17 protein-coding genes are annotated in these 22,310 nt (G+C 40.3%); 15 read left to right on the top strand and 2 right to left on the bottom strand.

Features of this window, described 5'->3' with window-relative positions:
• The 9 genes from BCG07_RS03780 to tldD all read left to right on the top strand — a co-directional run.
• The coding region (locus tag BCG07_RS03780) for an SUMF1/EgtB/PvdO family nonheme iron enzyme (RefSeq protein ID WP_286888758.1) at positions 1–932 on the top strand (932 nt) is incomplete at its 5' end.
• 131 nt (positions 933–1,063) lie between these two features.
• Positions 1,064–2,107 carry a rod shape-determining protein gene (locus BCG07_RS03785; RefSeq protein ID WP_002958401.1) on the top strand — a complete coding sequence of 348 codons (1,044 nt, stop codon included), beginning with the start codon at positions 1,064–1,066 and terminating at the stop codon, positions 2,105–2,107.
• On the top strand, positions 2,107–2,949 hold the full coding sequence (mreC, locus tag BCG07_RS03790) for a rod shape-determining protein MreC (RefSeq protein WP_006793122.1): 843 nt from the start codon (positions 2,107–2,109) through the stop codon (positions 2,947–2,949). Before BCG07_RS03785 ends, mreC begins: the two co-directional genes overlap by 1 nt.
• Positions 2,942–3,421, top strand: coding sequence for a rod shape-determining protein MreD (gene mreD / locus BCG07_RS03795; RefSeq protein WP_006793123.1), 480 nt, complete (start codon positions 2,942–2,944; stop codon positions 3,419–3,421). Before mreC ends, mreD begins: the two co-directional genes overlap by 8 nt.
• The gene (locus tag BCG07_RS03800) at positions 3,421–3,990 is read left to right on the top strand and encodes a Maf family protein (protein ID WP_039036275.1); all 570 of its coding nucleotides are present in this window, start codon (positions 3,421–3,423) and stop codon (positions 3,988–3,990) included. The genes mreD and BCG07_RS03800 overlap by 1 nt, the downstream gene beginning before the upstream one ends.
• Position 3,991: 1 nt before the next feature.
• On the top strand, positions 3,992–5,464 hold the full coding sequence (gene rng, locus BCG07_RS03805) for a ribonuclease G (RefSeq protein WP_006793125.1): 1,473 nt from the start codon (positions 3,992–3,994) through the stop codon (positions 5,462–5,464).
• Positions 5,464–9,327, top strand: coding sequence for a YhdP family protein (locus BCG07_RS03810; RefSeq protein ID WP_286888764.1), 3,864 nt, complete (start codon positions 5,464–5,466; stop codon positions 9,325–9,327). The genes rng and BCG07_RS03810 overlap by 1 nt, the downstream gene beginning before the upstream one ends.
• A complete protein-coding gene (locus BCG07_RS03815; protein ID WP_286888766.1) occupies positions 9,320–10,159 on the top strand; it encodes a carbon-nitrogen hydrolase family protein in 840 nt (279 codons plus the stop codon). Before BCG07_RS03810 ends, BCG07_RS03815 begins: the two co-directional genes overlap by 8 nt.
• Positions 10,156–11,595 carry a metalloprotease TldD gene (tldD, locus tag BCG07_RS03820; protein WP_286888768.1) on the top strand — a complete coding sequence of 480 codons (1,440 nt, stop codon included), beginning with the start codon at positions 10,156–10,158 and terminating at the stop codon, positions 11,593–11,595. Before BCG07_RS03815 ends, tldD begins: the two co-directional genes overlap by 4 nt.
• 52 nt (positions 11,596–11,647) lie before the next feature.
• Here the strand turns inward: tldD and BCG07_RS03825 are convergent, their stop codons facing one another.
• On the bottom strand, positions 11,648–12,502 hold the full coding sequence (locus tag BCG07_RS03825; RefSeq protein ID WP_276753688.1) for a mechanosensitive ion channel family protein: 855 nt from the start codon (positions 12,500–12,502) through the stop codon (positions 11,648–11,650).
• Positions 12,503–12,688: 186 nt separating this feature from the next.
• The gene (gorA, locus tag BCG07_RS03830; protein ID WP_286888771.1) at positions 12,689–14,050 is read right to left on the bottom strand and encodes a glutathione-disulfide reductase; all 1,362 of its coding nucleotides are present in this window, start codon (positions 14,048–14,050) and stop codon (positions 12,689–12,691) included.
• 331 nt (positions 14,051–14,381) lie between these two features.
• Between gorA and prlC the strand changes: the two genes are divergently transcribed.
• From prlC to BCG07_RS03860, 6 genes are all read left to right on the top strand, one after another.
• Complete coding sequence (gene prlC / locus BCG07_RS03835) at positions 14,382–16,421, top strand: oligopeptidase A (protein WP_286888772.1); 2,040 nt, start codon at positions 14,382–14,384, stop codon at positions 16,419–16,421.
• Positions 16,422–16,559: 138 nt separating this feature from the next.
• Complete coding sequence (locus BCG07_RS03840; RefSeq protein ID WP_286888773.1) at positions 16,560–17,738, top strand: response regulator; 1,179 nt, start codon at positions 16,560–16,562, stop codon at positions 17,736–17,738.
• Between the two features lie 57 nt (positions 17,739–17,795).
• Positions 17,796–18,551 carry a class I SAM-dependent methyltransferase gene (locus BCG07_RS03845; RefSeq protein WP_006793133.1) on the top strand — a complete coding sequence of 252 codons (756 nt, stop codon included), beginning with the start codon at positions 17,796–17,798 and terminating at the stop codon, positions 18,549–18,551.
• 207 nt (positions 18,552–18,758) lie between these two features.
• Positions 18,759–19,424, top strand: coding sequence for a TnsA endonuclease N-terminal domain-containing protein (locus BCG07_RS03850; protein WP_235420579.1), 666 nt, complete (start codon positions 18,759–18,761; stop codon positions 19,422–19,424).
• Complete coding sequence (locus tag BCG07_RS03855) at positions 19,421–21,262, top strand: TnsB C-terminal domain-containing protein (protein WP_286888774.1); 1,842 nt, start codon at positions 19,421–19,423, stop codon at positions 21,260–21,262. Before BCG07_RS03850 ends, BCG07_RS03855 begins: the two co-directional genes overlap by 4 nt.
• Positions 21,263–21,318: 56 nt before the next feature.
• Positions 21,319–22,260 carry a TniB family NTP-binding protein gene (locus BCG07_RS03860; protein ID WP_286888785.1) on the top strand — a complete coding sequence of 314 codons (942 nt, stop codon included), beginning with the start codon at positions 21,319–21,321 and terminating at the stop codon, positions 22,258–22,260.
• Positions 22,261–22,310: the final 50 nt, after the last annotated feature.

Here is a 22,310-nt window from a genome sequence, read left to right on the forward strand (position 1 = left end):
TAATTACGCGTTTACCAAAAGGTGTGCATGAAATTGAAATTCGTAAATTAGGTTACAAGCCTTACCAAGCACGTGTAAACCTAAATAAAGCGCAAACAATTAATGCTAACTTAGTAAAAAAGCCTAAGTCGATTGCTGCACCGACCTATACTCGCGAGCAACCAGAAACACAAACACGCAGAGTAAGCGAAAATGTTAACGTTTTAAACGCAAATGTAGAAACACCTGTTGTAGTTATTCCTGCTGGCAAATTTAAAATGGGTGATATCAATGGTAACGGGTTAGCTAATGAGCGCCCCGTTATTGAAAAAGCCATTGCTAACTCTTTTGCTATGCAAAGCAAGGAAGTGACTGTAGGCGACTATGAAAAATTTGTTGCTAATACGGCGTATAAAACAGAAGCAGAAATAAATAAAGGCTGCGCATATTATTTAAATGGCGAGCCAGTATGGGAAGCGGCTTTAAACTGGCGCAATCCTGGCTTTGAACAAGGCAGTGACTTTCCGGCTGTATGTTTAACTTATAACGATGCAAAAGCATATGCTGACTGGTTATCTGGCCAGACAGGGCAGCAGTTTCGTTTACCTAGCGAGGTTGAGTGGGAATATGCAGCTCGTGCAGGTACAGAAACTGAGTACCCTTGGGGTAACGAAATTGGTAAAAACTTAGCTAACTGTGGTTGGTGTGGTAGTGAATGGTCAAACAAGCGCGCAGCACCGGTTGGGTCTTTTTCTCCAAATGCGTTTGGACTTTACGATACGGTAGGTAACGTATGGGAATGGACCGGTAAAAAATCAGGTGAATCGGATGTGGCAGTAAGAGGCGGGGCATGGAACTTTGCACCAAGCCTTGCGCGCGTATCAACACGATTAATTTTAGCGCCTGATTTTAGATCAAACTACATTGGTTTTCGCTTAGTTCGCGAGAGATAAATTTATAAGGAAGCATTGCTTCCTTTTTTAACAAATTCACAAAGGCGCTGCACTTTATATTGCTCATCAAAATGAGCATGTTAAAGTGAGGCAGCTAATATAAGAACGTATTTCAAAGGTCATCCAGCCTCATGTTTAAAAAACTCCGTGGTATTTTTTCTAACGATCTGTCGATCGACTTGGGTACAGCCAATACCCTAATTTATGTAAAAGAAGAAGGTATTGTTCTAAACGAGCCTTCAGTAGTTGCTATCCGTCAAGAGCGTGCTGGTGGACCTAAAAGTGTTGCATCGGTAGGTACTGAAGCAAAACAGATGCTAGGTCGTACGCCGGGTAATATTAAAGCAATCCGCCCAATGAAAGACGGTGTAATTGCTGACTTTTATGTAACAGAAAAAATGTTACAACACTTCATCAAGCAAGTGCATAACAATAACTTTATGCGCCCAAGTCCGCGCGTACTAATTTGTGTACCATGTGGTGCAACGCAAGTAGAAAAACGCGCAATTCGTGAATCTGCAATGGGCGCTGGCGCCCGAGAAGTTTACCTAATTGAAGAACCAATGGCTGCGGCAATTGGTGCGGGTTTACCGGTATCAGAAGCAACAGGATCTATGGTTGTTGATATTGGTGGTGGTACAACTGAAGTTGCTATTATTTCACTAAATGGTGTTGTTTACTCATCATCAGTACGAATTGGTGGCGATAAATTTGACGAAGCTATTATTAACTATGTACGCCGTAACTTTGGTAGTTTAATTGGTGAAGCAACCGCTGAAAACATTAAGCACCAAATTGGTTCTGCGTTTAAAACAGATGAGCCAATTGAAATCGAAGTACGTGGCCGTAACCTAGCTGAAGGTGTTCCACGTTCATTTACGCTTAACTCACATGAAATCTTAGAAGCGCTTCAAGAGCCTCTAATGGGTATTGTAAGTGCAGTAATGGTTGCCCTTGAGCAATCACCACCAGAGCTTGCATCAGATATTTCTGCGCACGGTATGGTACTGACTGGCGGTGGTGCACTATTAAAAGATTTAGATCGCTTATTAATGGAAGAAACAGGCATTCCTGTTGTTGTTGCTGACGACCCACTAACGTGTGTAGCACGTGGCGGCGGTAAAGCATTAGAAATGATTGATGTTCACGGTGGTGACGTTTTTAGTTACGACTAATGAAATTAATGTTTGGGCGCACTGTCTCTTTGCAACTGCGACTTTTTGTCGCAGTGCTTTTGAGTATCGTACTCATAGCTGGAGATAGGTACACAGAAGGTGGAACCGTTGTGCGCACCAGTTTAAATACACTGGTTAGCCCGCTTATTTATGTTGCCAACTTACCTTATGAGTTATTTAGCATTGGTGCTAAAAGCTTACACACGCGAGACCAACTCCTTACTGAAAACGAAGCACTGAAAAAAAAGCAAATGCTACAAAGTGAGCAGCTGCAACAGTACCAATTTTTAGCCAGAGAAAACCAAAAGTTACGTGCATTACTTGGTTCGTCAGCAAAACAATCTAATCGTAAAATTATTGCACAAGTATTATCGGTTCACTCAAACCCATATAGCCATCAAGTCGTTATTAACCGTGGTACTACAGACGGTATAAGCGAAGGGCAAGCGGTAATAGACGAAATGGGGGTGGTAGGGCAGCTTACTAAAGTAGGTTCCACTACGTCGCGCGTATTATTGATGACCGATACAACTCACGCAACACCTGTACGCATACTCAGAAACGACGTACGAACCGTAGTTGAAGGCATTGGTAAAATTAATGTGGTTAAGCTTTCGCATGTTCCACACAGCTTAGATGTGCGTATTGGTGATGTATTAGTGACTTCAGGGCTTGGGGGCACATTTCCTGAGGGGTACCCTGTCGCCATTGTTACAGAGATTAACCGAGATGAAGGTCGTCCATTTGCACAAGTATATGCAGAGCCTATTGCGTTGCTTGACCGTATTCGCTTACTTGTAATTTTATGGCGCAGTCAGCAGGAGCAAATAAACGATGATTAACCGTTATTCATTGTTAATTGCGCTGAGCATATTTTTTGCTTTAATTATGGCGCTAATGCCGTTGCCATTTTCGTTTGAACCATTTAGACCGGATTGGGTCTTATTAGTACTTATGTATTGGTCATTGGCCGTGCCACATCGGTTGAATATTGGTACTGCTTGGGTGGTCGGTTTACTCATTGATTTAGCGTCAGGCTCACCTTTAGGTGTTAACTCGCTGACATTTTCGGTATGTATATTTATTACCGCAAGTAACTTTCAAAAAATTCGTAACTTCTCGCTTTGGCAGCAAAGTTTGTTAATTGGTTTGTTTTTAACGCTGTATCATTTAATGCAGTTTTGGCTAAACCATTTTTTGCTTGGTGTTTACTTTAACCCACAATATTTATGGCCGGTATTTACTGGCATGATTAGTTGGTTTTGGGTGTTTTTATTACTTCGTAAATACCGCAGACATTTTAGGATCAGATAATGAATACTGCCGTATATCTGGCATCAGCTTCTCCTCGTCGTAAAGAGCTATTGGCTCAACTTGGTATCGAATTTTCGCAATTTAGTGTTGATGCAGACGAGAGCCAACTCCCTAATGAACTTCCTCATGCCTATGTAGAGCGCTTAGCGAGGCTAAAAGCGTGCTCAGGTGTCAAGCTTGGTTACACAGACCGGCCAGTACTAGGTAGTGACACAGTCGTTGTTATTGATAATGAATCGTTGTGTAAACCACGCGATGAAGCCGATTTTACGCATACACTTAAACGCTTGTCTGGAAACACTCACCAGGTACTAACCGCTATTGCTTTTGCGACTGAGGATAAAGTGCTTAGCCAAGTTATCAGTACCGATGTGACATTTAAAAAACTGAGCGATGAAGAGATTAAAGCCTACTGGCAAAGTGGTGAGCCGCAAGATAAAGCCGGTGGTTATGGTATTCAGGGGCTAGGTGGTCGCTTTGTTACACATATTGCGGGTAGCTATTTTAGTGTTGTCGGTTTACCTTTATATGAGACTGAACAATTATTACACGCATTTTTAAGAGGGTAGCATGAGTACAGAATTACTGATCAACGTAACACCGAGTGAAAGTCGTGTTGCCCTAATCGAAAACGGTGTGCTTCAAGAGATTCAGTTAGAACGAATTGGTAACCTAGGCATTGTTGGCAATATCTATCTAGGAAAAATAAGCCGCGTTTTACCTGGAATGCAGGCCGCTTTTGTTGATATTGGCTTAGAAAAAGCCGCATTTTTACATGCATCAGACATAGTAAACAGTGCCTCCATTGTTGAAGGTGTTGACGACGTACCAATAAAGAAAGTGCAAGATATACGAGAGTTGGTGCGCCAAGGTCAATACATTATGGTGCAAGTGGTTAAAGATCCATTAGGCACGAAAGGCGCGAGACTCACTACCGACATCACTATTCCATCTCGCTACTTAGTATTTATGCCAGACGCAACGCATGTTGGTGTAAGCCAACGGATAGAAACTGAAGAAGAGCGATCTCGACTTAAAAAAATTGTTGCTGAATATGGCGATGAAAATGGCAGTTTTATAGTACGTACCGCGGCTGAAGGTGCAAGCGAAGCAGAGTTAAGGCACGATGCTGGTTTTTTAAGAAAATTATGGGAAAAAATAACCGCACGTCGTAAAAAAACCAGTAAAGCAACCATATTACATGAAGACCTAACGCTTGCCTTTAGAACACTGCGTGATTACGTAGGTGAAGATATGGAGCGTATTCGTGTTGACTCAAAGCTTACCTACCAAGAGCTAAAAATTTTTACCGAAGAATTTGTGCCGCAACTTTCACAGGTACTAGAGTACTACCCGGGTGAGCGACCTATATTTGACCTATTCGATGTAGAAAACGAAGTGCAAAAAGCGTTGCATCGCAAAGTCACGTTAAAGTCAGGCGGGTACATCATTATTGATCAAACAGAAGCGATGACTACGGTTGACGTAAACACCGGTGCGTTTGTCGGCCATCGTAATTTAGAAGAGACTATTTTTAACACTAATGTCGAGGCAACGTCGGCCATTGCGCGCCAGTTAAGACTTCGTAATTTAGGTGGAATAATTATTATCGACTTTATCGATATGGTCAGCGAAGAGCATAAAAGTCGTGTATTACATTCGTTAGAATCGGCGCTAGCTAAAGATCGCACTAAAACAAATATCAATGGTTTGTCCGCACTTGGGCTAGTTGAAATGACCCGAAAACGCACTCGCGAAAGCTTAGAGCATATTTTATGTGATGTATGCCCGGCATGTTCAGGGCGTGGCTCACAAAAAACAGTCGAAACGGTATGCTACGAAATATTACGTGAAATTGTTCGCGTAAACCGCGCCTACGCAGCCGATAAATTCATGGTTTATGCAGCACCAGCAGTAAGTGAAGCCTTACTTAATGATGAATACCACAATCTTGCGGAGCTTGAGCTATTTATAGGTAAGCAAGTACACATACAAACAGAAAGCTTATACAGCCAAGAACAGTTTGATGTGGTAATGATGTAATGAATGCAAAAGCGGTCTGTTTTTTTTGTTTTAGAAAGTTATGGCAAACCTGTGCCATAATTTTAGTATTACTGGCCGTTATTGTTTCAATATTAAAGTACACACTCCCTTACGCAAATGATTACAAAGGTGATATAGAAACCTACCTAGACGAAAAGTTTGCTATTAGTTTATCTATTGGCGCTATTTCAGCAAGCTGGCAGGGAAATGGCCCTGCTCTTGTGCTTGAAGATCTATCGTTTAAAGACAACGAAACTGCGCCAATTTCCCTCACTATTGCAAAAACTAGCTTAGAGCTTAATTTATGGGAAAGCATTAAAACCCTGCAGTTAAAGTCTAACTACTTTGTTATAAATGGCTTTCATACCACGGTAAACGTGGCAGACCTGTTTGAGAGCGGTAATCAAGATGATGTTTCGTTTGAGCAAAAAGAGCTTATAGAAGGGCTGTTTTTAGGTAATACCGGTCATTTTGCAATAGAAAACTCCAGTATTAATTTTGTTTTAGACGATAACAAAGAGCGAAAACTTCTGCTTGAAAATATCATTTGGCAAAATGAAGAGTCTCAACATTTAGGTAGTGGAACATTAGCTTTACCTGGTATCACAGTGGGCACCTTTGATGCACGCATTGCTCTCAAAGGTGAAAGCTTAGAAGAAGTTGCTGGCAATATGTATGTCCAAGCCAATAAGGTGGATGTCTCTAATTGGTTGGCGCAATATATAAATACTGAAAAACAACAATTAACCAGCGATATCAATTTACAGGCGTGGTTAAAAATTGAAAAAGGCCTAATTGACGATATAAAAATGCAGTGGCTGCCTAGTTCTGTTACTTGGTTTAAAGAAGCGCAAAGCCAGCAAGTTAGTTTAAGTGAAGGTGGCTTTCATCTTTATCCCGAGCAAGGTAATTGGTTTTTAAAAAGCACTGGTTTAGCGTTTAATAACAATAATACGACATGGCCAAGCTTAGAGTTTGAGGCTCAACTTGGTGAAAATAATCAAATTTGGTTAAATCAAATAGATATAGCGCTACTGACTAACTTGGCAGCGCTGACAAATTTTGACTCTCTCGACGCGTTTTTAAAACGCAAACCAAGTGGTCAAATACAGCAGGCGTACGTTAATTACGAGAGTAACCAGCAGTGGCAAGTATGGTTTAACGCCAATAACATAGGATGGCAAGAGCTTAATTCAGTGCCTGCTGCGCAAGGTTTACGCGTAAGCGGTTTATTAAATCAAGATAAAGGCCGTATCAGCTTATTTGGCGAAAACGGCACTTTATTAACTGGCGATAGTTTTAGTGACAACATTAATTATAACCAGCTCAATATAGAATTAGACCTCGCAAAGCAAAATAATAACTGGCGTATTAGCAGTGATAATATTTGGTTTGATAACAATGAGATAACGCTAGCCGCAGAAATGCAACTGAGCTTTGGTGATACACCGCGTCTTGATTTATACGCAGAGGCATTTGCAGAGGATGCCAGTATTGCCGGTCATTATTTTCCGTTAAAAGTGATGAGCCCAGAATTAGTTAGCTACCTAAACGGGGCTATAAAAGGCGGTGAAATATCAAAAGCGCAGGTTCTATTTGCAGGGCCGTTATCAGGATTTCCATTTAAAGATGGCTCAGGGCAATTTGATGTACTTGCTCAAATTGACAATGCCACCTATCAGTTCGACCCGCAGTGGCCAGCAGTAACAGATGCAAAGGTAAAGCTACATTTTGCTAATGAACGCATGGACATTTACAGCCAACAAGGCTCTTTGGTTAATTTAGATGTGGGTAATAGCGTTAAAGTTAGCATTAATGATTTAATGAATGCCGATGAGCTGGTGGTGCAAATAGATAAAAAAGCACCGATGGAAAACCTGTACACCTTTTTTAAATCCACGCCCATTGCGAGCCCGTTAGCTGATATTTTTGAGGTAATACAAGGCCAAGGTGAAGCCGATGCCAGCATTGAGTTACTGGTAGGTTCAAAGTTTGAAGGTGGTGCCAGTGTTAGCGGCACTGTCAAGCTAGATGATTTACCTGTATTTATTGCCACACCCGGTATTGCGTTAAATAACTTAACCGGCGTGCTTAACTTTAAAAACGATAATATCGAACTTAAAAATGCCACCGCTACATGGCTTGGGATGCCGCTGGCACTTAATTACAACAGCCAAAGTGAAGCGAGTGACTACAAAGCAAACATAAATATTAATGCACAACTTGATGCCAATACTTTAATCGATAGCGGGCAAGGTATTTTAAAAGGGTCACTTGAAGGGCAAAGTGCAGTTGATATTGGACTAGTGCTTAATTTTACCGAGCAAGGGTTTAATTATCGTGCACAGGTTAAATCTGACCTTGTTGGGTTAACAAGTAAATTGCCAACACCATACAAAAAAGCCGAGACACAACCGTGGGTTTTTGATGCAGTTGTTCAAGGCGATGACATTTCAAACCTTATAACTGCACAGGTAAATAAGCAGTTTTATTTTAATGCAATATTAGAAAATGGAAAATCGCAATTTAGTAATGCGCATTTTGTTATCGGTAAGCAAGATTTAGGGTTAAATTCACAAGATTTAAGCGTTTCAATAAACCTAGAGCAAACCGAACTTGTACCTTGGGTTGATCTTATTGATCAAATCATTAGTGCGGCCCAAAACGAGGATGACCCTGAATCACAAGGCATCATGCCACCACTTAATGAGATTGTCGCAAATATAGGCATGCTCGATATTAGTAGTATGGTGTTTAATGATTTTGAAATGCGCCTAGCCCCTGAGCAAAGCAATGTGTATTTAAAATTAAATGCCAAAGAATTACGTGCAGGTGTATTTATTCCTACCTCGCAGCGCAGCCAGCCTATTCGATTTAATGCTGATTATTTACGCGTGAATTTTGCAGAGCAAATTGAAGCGCCTATCACTGAGGCTGCAAAAGCAGACCCTGACACCGATTTAACGTGGCTGACGAACTTACCAGCTATAGAGTTTGAATGTGCAGATTGTAAAATTATTAACTATCAGTTAGACAAAGTAAGCGCCTCGTTACTTGGTGACGGTAAACGTTTGGTTATTTCTGAGTTGGTTGTTGATAAAGGCGATCATATTTTGCGCACGAAAGGGCAATGGAAAGATGGCACCACACAGTTAAGCGGTGAAGTTAAAAGTGATGATATAGGCGCGTTGTTTGATGAGTTTGATATTACCACGGCTATTAAGGGCTCTAAGGCCACTATAAATTACAATCTTGCTTGGCAAGCCGCACCTTACTCATTTGATGTCCCGAGCCTCAGTGGTGAAATTGATTGGGATTTAGCAGAAGGGCATCTGACAGAAATTAGTGATGGTGGCGCACGGGTTTTTTCGTTGTTGAGCTTAGATTCGTTGGTGCGAAAACTAAAACTTGATTTTAGAGATGTATTTTCAAAAGGTTTTTTCTACAACAGCATGCAAGGTTCTATGCAATTAGAGAACGGTATTGCTTATACAAAAGACACTAAGATGGATGGCGTTCCGGCTGATTTAACCATTAAAGGCTACGCAAATTTAAATACGCTTGATATCAACTACGATCTCGCTGTTGCACCGCAGGTCACCTCAAGTATTCCCGTTATTGTGGCGTGGATGGTAAACCCAGTAACAGGGCTAGCAGCATTGGCACTAGATAAAGTAATACACTCTGCGCGCGTAATTTCTGAGATTAACTTTAAAGTGACTGGCACCATGAGTGAGCCTGTTGTTCAGGAGCTCGACCGTAAAAGCCGTGAAGTTACATTACCACAAGCGGCGCAAAACCAGCCCCAAGCTTCAGTCGATTTAAAACTTAAAGATGCTGAAGTAACCGCAACTAATGACTAATTTAGCGAACCCTAGTAACCACAATATACTTGCTTTACAAATGTGTTCTGGTCTAAATGCTGACGACAATATTGCAGAACTTAAAAAAGCATTAAACACACTTCCCGCAACACGGCCATTGCTTGTATGTCTCCCTGAGGCCTTTTTAGTGTTTAGCAAAAGCGGTCACGATACGCTCTCAACAGCTAAGCACATTGAGCAATACAAACGTCAAATAAGCCAATTATGTAAACACCATAATATTTGGTTAAACGCAGGCACAATACCTGAACCATACAATAATACTAAATATTATGCCGCCTCACATTTATATAATAACCAAGGTGAGTGCATCGCAACGTATAATAAAATACATTTATTTGATGTAAACGTTGATGATAAAACAGGGAGTTACCGCGAATCTGATTTTACCCAAGCAGGAAGTGATGTGGTTGTGGTTGAATCTCCCTTTGGTAAACTAGGTCTAACAGTGTGTTATGATCTGCGTTTTAGTGCCTTATTTAATGCGCTTGCACGTAAAGGTGCTGAAGTTATTTTAGTGCCAAGTGCATTTACAATGGTTACTGGTCAAGCACACTGGCAACCATTATTAGCGGCGCGAGCGATAGAAACCCAATGTTATGTGGTTGCTGCAGGCCAATACGGCACACATGAAAATGGCCGCCAAACATATGGCCACAGTATTATTATTTCACCCTGGGGTAATACTTTAAGTAATTTACCCAGCGGTACAGGTTTTATTAGCGCTAACGCTGATTTAGAGCCGTTACAAAAAATTAGACGAGATATGCCTGTGCAGTCTCATCAACGATTTAGAGAGCATTTATTATGAATTCGGTTGAACAGCATTTATTACACGACAGCCAACTAAATAGAGAAGAGCTCGAAAAAACGCTCGCTTACATACATCAGCACAAAGTAGATTACGCCGATTTATACTTTCAATCGAGTCATCACGAGTCGTGGGTACTGGAAGATGGCTTGGTAAAAGAAGGCTCATACAATGTTGAGCGCGGCGTTGGCGTACGTGCAGTCAGCGGCGAAAAAACAGGTTTTTCATATTCGGATGCTATCAATTTAGAAGCGCTTAATAAAGCCGCTACAGCAGCTCGCAGTATTGCCGATGCAGGTGAAGATAAAGCTATTAAAGTATTTAGCGATGTATCAGCAAAAATGCAATTTGCGCCACATCAACCAATCTCAAGTATGAGCGATAGCGATAAGGTGAGTTTATTACGAGAGCTTGAAAACTACATTCGAGAATTAGCACCCGACGCTGAGCAAGTAATTAGCTCTATGTCAGCAGTATACGAAGAAGTACTAATTGCGGCCAGTGACGGTACATTTGCTACCGATATTCGCCCACTTATTCGTTTAAACTGTTCAGTATTGCTTGAAAAAAACGGCCGTCGTGAGCGCGGTGGCGCAGGCGGCGGTGCTCGTTTAGATTATGGCTATTTTAAAGAGCTGGTAAACGGTAAACCGCGCTGGATGGAATTTGCACAAGAAGCTGTACGCCAAGCTAAAGTAAACTTAGAGGCTATTGACGCGCCCGCTGGTACTATGGAAGTGGTATTAGGAAATGGTTGGCCAGGTGTACTTTTACATGAAGCGGTAGGCCATGGCCTTGAAGGCGATTTTAACCGTAAAGGTGCATCAGCGTTTAGTGGCAAAGTAGGGCAAAAAGTGGCTTCTGAGCTATGTACCGTAGTTGACGATGGCACCATGGCTGATCGTCGTGGATCGCTTAACGTAGATGATGAAGGCACACCTGCTGCATATAACGTGCTTATCGAAAACGGCATTTTAAAAGGGTACATGCAGGATAAGCTAAACGCACGTTTAATGGGGGTAAACCCAACCGGGAATGCACGTCGTGAGTCGTATGCGCATTTACCTATGCCACGCATGACAAATACCTATATGTTAGGTGGCGAGCATAGCCAAGCCGATATTATTAGTAGCGTTAAAAAAGGTGTGTTTGCACCTAACTTTGGTGGCGGGCAGGTTGATATTACCTCGGGTAAGTTTGTATTTAGTGCATCAGAAGCGTACTTAATTGAAAACGGTAAAATTACTCAGCCAATCAAAGGTGCAACGCTTATTGGTAATGGCCCTGAAGTAATGCAGCATATTTCAATGGTAGGTAACGACTTAGCACTTGATAAAGGCGTTGGCGTGTGTGGTAAAGATGGGCAAAGTGTTCCGGTTGGCGTAGGGCAACCTAGCCTTAAAATTGATCAGCTAACGGTAGGTGGAACAGCTTAAAGGCCTAACCGCTAAAGTTTAGGCGCGAAACCGTTCGCGCCTAGTCGCTTTATCAGTTAGTTACTTGGTTATGTACTTCGCTTAATGCAATTTTATGCTTCATTTCTTCTTCATACCATAGCGCCATAAAACACTCAGTTAGTTTATGCTCTATGTCCAGTGCCTGCTCGGTTGGGCAAAATAGCGTAAAGCGTGCTCTAAACTCACCCAATTCGGTTGTTCCAAAATGTATTTCTGGTGCTGGGCCCGATATTTTTGCATCTAGTTTTCGCTCAATAATCGAGTTATAACGAGTGGCGAGCTCTTCAAACTCTTCACAGTACATTTTAGCTTTTACCGAGAGCGTGTCGTAAATTGGGTAAGGGTTAAAGCTCTCTTTTCGAACAATAGTAAAGCTATGAGTTGCAAAGCGTTTTACATAATTTAGATTTTTAATCGGGCTGGTGATGAGTTTATTATTAGGTATGTAAATCGTTTTTCTAGAAAACTGATAAGTGTGCATGTCTATTTCATGCATGGTTGTTTTTATCCAGTCTGTTTCTGCTACTTCACCGTAATATTCACCGACTTGCACCCAGTCGCCGACTCTAAATGGGCGTGTGGTGACTAAGTAAAAAAAGCCAATAACACATTGAATAAACTCGCGCGTAGCTAAAACAATGGCAACCGCAAAGGCCGCAATAGATAACGCAAAATTTTGAATTTCAGTCGACCACACAAACAACAGCGACAGCACCAACACAAAATTAATAAAATGCTTAATGTTATGTGCAATGTAGCGAATATCTTTGTCTTTTTTTTCTGCGCGGTTTCTCGCTAATTTATCAACAAGTACTTTTAATCCAAGTGCAAAACTAAGCATAACAATTGAAACAAGAAACGGGTGAAGCAATATATCAGTAATCATAATATCCAGTTGTAGGTATGTTGATAAACACACGCTAGTATATTGAGTTATTTAGCTAATAAGCAAATTTAACCTTAATAAAAAAGCCCCTTAGCACATATGTGTAAGGGGCTTAACGTTGTTAAATTAGTAAATAACCTGAACTCTGATTAAGTGATTTATTATCCAGAATTTAGGTTAAATAGCTTAGCGCATAGTAACAAACTCTTCAGATCCTGTTGGGTGCAGTGCAACAACAGCATCAAAGTCAGCTTTAGTTGCGCCCATTTTCATCGCTACGGCAAAACCCTGAATCATTTCATCAACGGCAAAACCAAGGCCATGTAAGCCAACTACTTTTTCGTCTTCCCCTGCGCAAACTAGCATCATGTTACATGCTTGGCGGTGCTGAGTTACCGCTGTGTACATAGCTGCAAAGCTTGATTTATACACTTTTACGTTTTCTGCGCCGTACTGAGAAATCGCTTCTTGCTCGGTTAGACCAATGGTGCCGATAGGTGGATGACTAAATACGACTGTTGGTACTAGGCTGTAATCCATTTTTAAATCATCAGGGAGTGCTTTATTAAATAAGCGTTCTGATAACGTGCGGCCTGCTTTAACTGCCACAGGAGTAAGCTCAATACCGCCTTCAATAATATCACCTACAGCATAAACGTTTTCAGCAGTCGTATTTTGGTACTCATCTACTTTCACATAACCGCTTTCATTTACTTCTACACCGGCTGCCGCAAGGTTTATCTTGTCTGTTGTAGGTGTGCGGCCAATGGCCCAAATAACCTGGTCAACATTTTGGCTGTAACCGTTTTCAAAATGAATAGTTAAACTGCCGTCACTTTCTTTGATTACTTCTTTAGGGGAGCATTCAGTATGAAGAGTCGGACCTTCTTTAGCCATAATATCGACGAGCGTGTCGATTATGTAGGGGTCAAATGTACGTAGAGGCTTACTTTTACGCACGAATAAATGTGTTTCTGTGCCTAAACTATGTAATACACCCGCAATTTCTACGGCAATGTAACCTGCACCGATTACAGCTACGCGTTTAGGCTGTTCATTAAGTTCAAAAAAGCCATTTGAATCAATACCATGCTCAGCGCCCGGAATGTTTGGAATAGTAGGGCGCCCGCCTACAGCCACTAAAATATGATCGGCGGTGTAGTGTTCACCATTTACTTCTACTGTTTTGCTGTCAATAAAGGTAGCAAAGCCTTTAATAACGGTAACGCCATTACTTGCTAAACCGTTGTCGTACCCTTTATGAATTCGGCCAATATAGGCTTCACGGCTTTCTACTAGCTTGCTCCAATTAAAGTCTTTTACCTCAACGTTAAAACCGTAATCGGGTGCATATAAGTTAATTGCTTCGGCTACTTGTGCGCCGTGCCACATAACCTTTTTAGGCACACAGCCTACGTTTACACAGGTACCACCCATGTGTTTTGCTTCAATAAGTGCCACTTTAGCACCGCGCATTGCAGCTCTGTTTGCAGAAGCAATACCACCGCTGCCACCGCCAATTGCAATGTAATCAAAGTGTTGTGTCATTTTAAGTCCTTAGGCGTTGAGTTTTATGCGCACAAGCATAACATTAAGTTTTAAAAATAAAGAGTGTTTAGATGACCTATGTTAAGTAAAAAAACATTCAAATTTACAGCTGTATCGATATAAAGCGACACGCTAAGTCAGTACCAAACAGAATATCTGCAGTACGTAACCGGGCTCGCTTTAGATTGCATTACCTGTAGGCATTTCATTATTACCGCGCCTAAAAGTAGTTATTAATGGCTTTTGAATAGCTAGATTAATAAAAGTATGTTGTTTTTTAATTTTTAGACCCAATCTAAAAATGAAATGCATTAACGCAAAGAGAGTATTTATGAGCAACCCACTAATTGGCCTTGAAGGCTTACCACCATTTTCTAAAATTAAGCCTAAATTTGTAGTACCGGCACTTAAAGACGGAATAGCAAATTGTCGAAAAGCCATCGATGACGTACTCGCGAAAAAGTCATACACGTGGGATGACTTAGTGTTACCACTTGAAGAGGCCGACGATAAACTATCGCGACTATTTTCACCTGTTTCTCATTTAAATTCTGTTATGAATAACGACGAACTGCGTGAAGCATACGAGCAGTGTTTACCGCTTATTTCTGAGTACTCTACGTTTGTCGGTCAGCATCAAGGTTTATACGAAGCGTATAATGCTTTGCACAACAGTGACGAATTTAAATCACTCACCACAGCACAACAAAAATCAATTACTAACGCCTTGCGTGACTTTAAATTGTCGGGTATTGCATTAGCGAGCGAAGATCAAAAGCGTTACGGCTATATTAGTGCGCGTTTATCTGAGCTTTCATCTAAGTTTGGTAACAATGTAATGGATGCGACTTTAGCGTGGCACAAGCACATTACTGATGAAGCCGATCTAGCCGGACTCCCCGAGTCTGCACTAGCGCTTGCTGCTGACACAGCCAAAAGTAAAGAGCTAGACGGTTGGGTATTTACGCTTGATTTTCCATCTTACTTGCCAATTATGACTTACGCTGATAACCGTGAACTTCGTAAAGAAACCTACACCGCATTTAGCACACGCGCATCTGATCAAGGCCCAAATGCGGGTGAGTTTGATAACTCAGAGATAATGAAAGAAGCACTTGCACTTCGCCATGAGCTTGCGCAGTTATTAGGGTTTAAAAGCTACGCTGAAAAATCATTAGCAACAAAAATGGCTGAAACACCAGAGCAAGTGTTTTCGTTCTTAGAAGATTTAGCCGCTAAATCTAAGCCGCAAGCAGAGCAAGAAGTGGCAGAACTCAAAGCGTATGCAGCACAAAAACACGGAATTACAGAATTAGAAGCGTGGGACTTTGGCTACTATGGCGAAAAACTAAAACAAGAAAAATACGCAATATCAGATGAAGTACTACGCCCATATTTCCCTGCTGATAAAGTGTTAAGTGGCTTATTTGAAACGGTTAACCGTTTATTTGGCATTAGTGTTAATGAAGTAACCGACTTTGATACGTACCATAAAGATGTGCGCTTTTTTGAAATTGTTGATAGCAATAACACGCTACGAGGACGTTTTTACTTAGATCTTTACGCACGCGATCGCAAACGCGGTGGCGCGTGGATGGACGATTGTATGGGTCGTAAGGTACGCGCTAATGGCGAGTTACAAACCCCTGTAGCTTACTTAGTATGTAACTTTAATAAAGCGGTAGGCGATAAACCAGCTTTGTTCACCCATAATGAAGTAACGACTTTATTCCATGAGTTTGGCCACGGTATTCACCACATGCTGACTCAAGTTGATGCTGCTCCCGTAGCAGGTATTAATGGCGTAGCATGGGATGCCGTAGAGCTACCAAGTCAATTTTTAGAGAACTGGTGTTACGAGGAAGAAGCGCTGAGCTTTATTTCGGGCCATTTTGAAACCGGCGAGCCATTACCAAAAGAATTGCTTGATAAGTTATTGGCCGCTAAAAACTATAACTCAGGCATGCAAATGCTGCGTCAAATTGAGTTTTCGTTATTTGATTTTAAAATTCATAACGATTATGTCACGGGCGAGCCGTGTCAAATTCAGTCGGTATTAAATGATGTGCGCAGTCGTACATCGGTTGTTCACGCTCCAGAGTTCAATCGTTTTCAGCATGGGTTTAGCCATATTTTTGCGGGTGGTTATAGCGCCGGTTATTACTCGTACAAATGGGCTGAAGTATTATCAGCCGATGCTTACTCTAAGTTTGAGGAGGAAGGAATTTTTAACCCACAAACAGGGCAAGCCTTCATGCAGCATATTCTAGAAAAAGGCGGCAGTGAAGAGCCTATGGAATTATTTAAAAACTTCCGAGGCCGCGAGCCACGTGTTGATGCGTTACTTCGCCACAGTGGTATAGCAGCTTAAAAATATGTCGTTTATTAAATTTAACAAAAGCGCCTTTTAGGCGCTTTTTTTATTGTTTTTAGATAATAGGTTATAAACGTTAGTAATTTCAGCACGCCGTACTATGCTCTAAGCATACTCAACTAAACGGATTTGTGTATGGAAAAGTTAGTACTTACCATTGATGACGATAAATTAACCCACCTTATTATTGAAGAGTCTCTAGCTGGGTTTTGTAAACTTCTTCATGCTAAAGAAGGCGAAGAGGGGCTAAGGTTAATAAACGAACATAAACCCGATATTATCCTTCTCGACATAGAAATGCCGGGCAAGTCGGGTTATCAAGTCTGCCAAGAAATAAAACAAAATGCCGATACAAAAGATATTCCGGTTATGTTTCTCTCTTCAAAAGAAGCGCTTATCGACCGAGTGAAAGGTTACAGCGTTGGTGCGTCTGACTACATAATGAAACCGTTTAATGCACAGGAGCTAATGGCACGTATTAAAATACTTTATGCGTATCGCCAGCAATGCGTCAAACTCGAAAGCGACATAAACAAAGCCAATAAAACGGCTGCAATGGCGATGACCGAGTCGGGAGATATGGGTCGAATTATGCGCTACGTTGGACAAAGTTATCATGCCAACAGCTTACAAACGTTGAGTGAGTTCTTCTTAGGGTTTTTTACTCCTCTTAATTTGGATGTAGTGGTTGTATTTTGGTATCAACATAAAAGTGAATTTTACAGCTTACAAGGTGGTGTATGCCCACTAGTGCAGGAGTTATTGGCGCAACATAAAGATGCACAGCGGTTTGTTGATATAGGCGAGAGCACTATCATTAATTACCCAAAACTATCGTTGCTGGTTAAAAATATGCCTGTCGATGACAGCGAAAAATATGGGCGTTATAAAGATTTGTTTCCTCATATTTTAGAGGTTACCAATGAGAAGGTCGTTACTATGGAAAGAAACGAAAAAAATTACCAGCAAGCTGAACAAATTAGCACGGCACTGGAAGATATAATAAGCCAGTTTAATGCTCAAAATATCACGCAAAGTAATGTAGCAGAGCAGTTTTGTACACAACTAGAGGCATTAAATACAGCTATTGAGCTTCAAAAGAATAATTTAAACCCCGCCGATATTGATTCATGTATATCGCAGCTCGAACATACTATGCAGTTACTGGTGTCTGCCAATAGCGATTTAGCGTTTATAAAATATCAGTTTGAGCAAGTAACACAAAGCCGCAATGAGTTTTTACAGAGTTTACGCCATAAAGTTGAAGACATTGAGCCGGCAAATGACCAAGACCCTGACATAGAGCTATTTTAGTGCGCTTAAGCTCGCTGGTTGATATACTCTGGCGGTATTTTATCGTCGGAGTGTATTGTGGTTATTCAGTGTGCCTTTAAAGAGTGTCGCCCGTATTTAAATGAATTAGAAACGCGTTTTGGTTTAGTAAATTGGCAACAAAATAGCCAAGGTTTTAGCCTGCACTATGACGATACAGGGCTGAGTTTATTTAAAACTGATGAACCTAAATTAGGTGCCATTAATGTTGATTTTGTTACCGGAGCAGCCGCTCACAGGCGAAAATTTGGTGGCGGTAAGGGGCAAGCTATTGCAAAAGCGGTTGGTCTTAATAAAGGGGCAACGCCTGTAGTACTTGATGCAACCGCAGGTTTGGGCCGCGATGGCTTTGTATTAGCATCATTAGGGTGCAAGGTTATTTTACATGAGCGTCATCCGGTGGTTGCTGCACTGCTGGCCGATGGTTTAAACAGAGCTTACAGCGACAGTGAAATTGGCCCTTGGATGAAAGACAATATGAGCTTAGTGTTTGGCTCCAGCCACACGTTACTTGCCCAATGTGAAAGCATGCCCGATGTGGTTTATCTAGATCCTATGTTCCCACACCGTGAAAAGTCAGCCTTAGTAAAAAAAGAAATGCGAGTATTTCAAGAGTTAGTAGGTGCAGATACCGACGCTGATGATTTACTTGAATTTGCCTACCCACTTGCTAGCAAGCGAGTGGTGGTTAAGCGCCCTGATTACGCCCCGTTTTTAAATGACAAAACCCCCAGTATGCAAATTAAAACTAAAAAGAACCGTTTTGATGTGTATGTAAAAGCGGCCATGGTTTAAAGGCCCTTATTACGAGTGTTGATCGGGTTTAAGGATGTCGCTGAAACCATAGTTTGTCATAATACAACCATACCGTGACATAATTAAACCATACTTTGACATAAAAACCCATTTAAAAGTGAGGTTTAAAAATTAAGTTTAGTATAATCAATGGCTTGTTATTTTATTTAACCATAGAGTGACATAGTTATTTTTTGTTTGTATAGTATGCGTACTAAATTAATGAAAATGGTTATTTTACTCATGTATATACGTAACTTAAGAAAGCCTTCTCCGAATAAAAATGTATTCAAATTTGCTAGCACTAAAGTTAGTAATGTAATTATGTGTGAAAGTACATTAGAGTTTGATGTATGTTTTCATCATGAATATAACGACTTGATAGAGAGCTTTGGAAGTCAGCCTGAAGGCTTTAAATATGAGTTTATGGGTAAAACCTTACCTTACACACCAGATACACTTATTTCATATACAGATAAAACCCAAAAATACCACGAATATAAACCCTACTCAAAAATCACTTCTCCATTATTTAGAGCAAAGTTTGCTGCCAAAAGGGCTGCATCATTAAAAATGGGAATTGATCTTATCCTCGTGACTGATAGGCAAATTAGGGTAAACCCAATATTAAACAACTTAAAATTATTACACCGATATTCAGGTGTTTACGGTATAAGTAGCATTCAAAATGAGTTGCTCAGTTTCATTCATAAGTCAGGGGCTATTAAGCTAAATGATATAAGCTCTCAGGTTGGTTTACCTATTGGTGAAACACGATCCTTCGTCTTTGGGCTAATGCATAAAGGGCTGATTGAAGCTGACCTAGGGCATGATAATTTAACTAATAATCCAACTTTATGGGCTAGACTATGACTGACTTTTTTAATGAGTTTGATGGATCACTAACTCCATTAAAGCCACAAACCCCCAAACAATATGTCAAATTAGATGATGCCAACTTAATCAAGCGTGATTTGGATACCTTTCCAGATACCTTTAAAAACCAAGCGCTACAAAGGTATAAGCTAATTAGTTCTATAGATAAAAAACTTTCACGTGGGTGGACCCAACGAAATTTAGATCCTATTTTAGATGAGCTTTTTAAAGGGAGTGATGAAGTTCAGCCAAATTGGCGAACTGTTGCTCGTTGGCGTAAAAAATACATCGAAAGCAACGGTGATATTGCCTCCCTTGCTGATAAAAACCATAAAATGGGAAACAGAACCAACCGTATAGAAGGGGATGATAAGTTTTTTGATAAAGCATTAGAACGATTTTTAGATGCTAAAAGACCTACTGTAGCAACTGCATATCAGTACTATAAAGACCTTATTGTTATTGAAAATGAGAGTATTGTTGAAGGCAAGATTCCAATAATATCCTACAATGCCTTTAATAAAAGAATCAAAGCAATACCCCCATATGCAGTAGCGGTCGCAAGGCATGGTAAATTTAAAGCAGATCAATGGTTTGCTTACTGCGCTGCGCACGTACCCCCTACAAGAATATTAGAGCGTGTAGAGATTGATCATACACCACTTGATTTAATCCTACTTGATGATGAGTTACTTATCCCTATAGGAAGACCTTACCTAACATTACTTATTGATGTATTTAGTGGCTGTGTTCTTGGTTTTCATCTTAGCTATAAATCTCCTTCATATGTATCTGCGGCTAAGGCTATTACTCATGCGATTAAGCCAAAGTCTCTTGATGCTCTGAATATAGAACTACAAAATGATTGGCCTTGCTTTGGTAAATTTGAAAATTTAGTTGTAGATAATGGTGCTGAGTTTTGGTCTAAAAACCTAGAGCATGCTTGTCAGTCAGCAGGAGTAAATATCCAATATAACCCTGTACGCAAGCCTTGGTTAAAACCCTTTATAGAGCGTTTTTTTGGGGTGATTAATGAATATTTCTTACCTGAATTACCAGGGAAGACATTTTCAAATATTTTAGAAAAAGAAGAATATAAACCTGAGAAAGATGCAATTATGCGCTTCTCAACTTTTGTTGAAGAATTTCACCGGTGGATCGTGGATGTATATCATCAAGATAGTAATTCACGTGAAACTCGAATCCCAATTAAACGTTGGCAACAAGGGTTTGATGCATACCCCCCTTTAACTATGAGTGAAGAAGAAGAAGCGCGCTTTGATATGTTAATGCGCATCTCCGACTCAAGAACTTTAACGAGAAATGGTATTAAATATCAAGAGTTAATGTATGACTCAACAGCTTTGGCTGATTATCGTAAACATTATCCACAAACAAAAGAAACTATAAAAAAACTTATTAAAGTTGATCCTGATGATATTTCAAAAATTTATGTTTACTTAGAAGAGCTGGAAAGCTACCTAGAAGTACCGTGTACAGACCCTACCGGCTATACGGACGGGTTAAGTATCTATGAACATAAAACAATAAAAAAAATTAACAGGGAAATCATTCGGGAGTCTAAAGATAGTTTGGGTTTAGCTAAAGCACGCATGGCTATTCATGAGCGAGTAAAACAAGAGCAAGAAGCTTTCATTGAATCAAAAACTAAAGCAAAAATAACAACTGTCAAAAAGCAAGCTCAAATAGCTGATGTAAGCAATACAGGAACGGGCACTATTAAGGTTTCTGAAAAAAGTGCAGCCCCAGTACAAAAAAATATAGGTAACGATTTATTTGATGATTGGGATGATGACTTAGAGGCATTTGAATGAATGCCTTAACAGAAATACAGATAGAACAGTCGCACAACTTTAGCAATTGCATTGTTATGCACACGCAAATTAAAACAATTTTTAATGACTTTGATGAGCTGAGATTAAACCGTAAATTCCAAACAGACCAACAGTGTATGCTATTAATTGGTGATACAGGAGTTGGAAAAAGCCATACCATTAATCACTACAAAAAAAGAGTTCTAGCTACACAAACTTATAGTCGGAACACTATGCCAGTGCTAATAAGTCGTATATTTAGGGGGAAAGGCTTAGATGCAACTTTAATCCAAATGCTTGTAGATCTGGAGCTATTTGGAAGCAGCCAAATTAAAAAACGAGGTTATAAAACAGACCTTACTAAAAAACTTGTAGAAAGCTTAATTAAAGCTCAAGTTGAGTTACTCATCATTAATGAGTTTCAGGAGTTAATAGAGTTTAAAAGCATACAAGAGCGGCAACAAATTGCGAATGCATTAAAGTTTGTTAGTGAAGAAGCCAAAGTGCCAATAGTACTGGTTGGTATGCCTTGGGCTGCAAAAATAGCTGAAGAACCACAATGGGCTTCTCGCTTAGTTAGAAAAAGAAAACTTGAATACTTTAGCCTAAAAAATGACAGCAAGTACTTTCGCCAATATTTGATGGGGTTAGCTAAGAAAATGCCATTTGATACGCCTCCCAAGCTTGAAAATAGGCATACCACAATGGCGTTATTTGCTGCATGTCGAGGGCAGAATAGAGCTCTCAAACACCTACTATCAGAAGCTTTAAAATTAGCATTGAGTTGTAACGAGTATCTTGAAAATAAACATTTTATAACTGCTTATGAAAAGTTCGACTTTTTTAATGACAAAGAGCCATTGGAGTTAAAAAACCCTTTTGAACAAGATGCTAAAGATATTGTTATTTATGAGGTGATTAAAAGCTCATCCTATAACCCAAATGCATTAGATCCTGAAGATATGCTAATAGGTCCTGAATTCGCAATAGTAAAGTAAGCTGCACGAGCTTAGGCTCAATTAGGAGTATTAAAGTGTAGATTCAAACG

Source organism: Pseudoalteromonas sp. ESRF-bin5, assembly GCF_002632075.1.
Lineage (GTDB): Bacteria > Pseudomonadota > Gammaproteobacteria > Enterobacterales > Alteromonadaceae > Pseudoalteromonas > Pseudoalteromonas marina.

Excerpts from the sequence above, each read along its gene's own strand:
- BCG07_RS03825 (WP_276753688.1), bottom strand. The coding sequence starts at position 12,502 with ATGATTACTGATATATTGCTTCACCCGTTTCTTGTTTCAATTGTTATG.
- BCG07_RS03800 (WP_039036275.1), top strand. The coding sequence starts at position 3,421 with ATGAATACTGCCGTATATCTGGCATCAGCTTCTCCTCGTCGTAAAGAG.
- rng (WP_006793125.1), top strand. The coding sequence starts at position 3,992 with ATGAGTACAGAATTACTGATCAACGTAACACCGAGTGAAAGTCGTGTT.
- BCG07_RS03840 (WP_286888773.1), top strand. The coding sequence starts at position 16,560 with ATGGAAAAGTTAGTACTTACCATTGATGACGATAAATTAACCCACCTT.
- BCG07_RS03810 (WP_286888764.1), top strand. The coding sequence starts at position 5,464 with ATGAATGCAAAAGCGGTCTGTTTTTTTTGTTTTAGAAAGTTATGGCAA.
- mreD (WP_006793123.1), top strand. The coding sequence starts at position 2,942 with ATGATTAACCGTTATTCATTGTTAATTGCGCTGAGCATATTTTTTGCT.
- mreC (WP_006793122.1), top strand. The coding sequence starts at position 2,107 with ATGAAATTAATGTTTGGGCGCACTGTCTCTTTGCAACTGCGACTTTTT.
- BCG07_RS03850 (WP_235420579.1), top strand. The coding sequence starts at position 18,759 with ATGCGTACTAAATTAATGAAAATGGTTATTTTACTCATGTATATACGT.
- BCG07_RS03855 (WP_286888774.1), top strand. The coding sequence starts at position 19,421 with ATGACTGACTTTTTTAATGAGTTTGATGGATCACTAACTCCATTAAAG.
- BCG07_RS03815 (WP_286888766.1), top strand. The coding sequence starts at position 9,320 with ATGACTAATTTAGCGAACCCTAGTAACCACAATATACTTGCTTTACAA.
- gorA (WP_286888771.1), bottom strand. The coding sequence starts at position 14,050 with ATGACACAACACTTTGATTACATTGCAATTGGCGGTGGCAGCGGTGGT.
- prlC (WP_286888772.1), top strand. The coding sequence starts at position 14,382 with ATGAGCAACCCACTAATTGGCCTTGAAGGCTTACCACCATTTTCTAAA.
- BCG07_RS03785 (WP_002958401.1), top strand. The coding sequence starts at position 1,064 with ATGTTTAAAAAACTCCGTGGTATTTTTTCTAACGATCTGTCGATCGAC.
- BCG07_RS03860 (WP_286888785.1), top strand. The coding sequence starts at position 21,319 with ATGCACACGCAAATTAAAACAATTTTTAATGACTTTGATGAGCTGAGA.
- tldD (WP_286888768.1), top strand. The coding sequence starts at position 10,156 with ATGAATTCGGTTGAACAGCATTTATTACACGACAGCCAACTAAATAGA.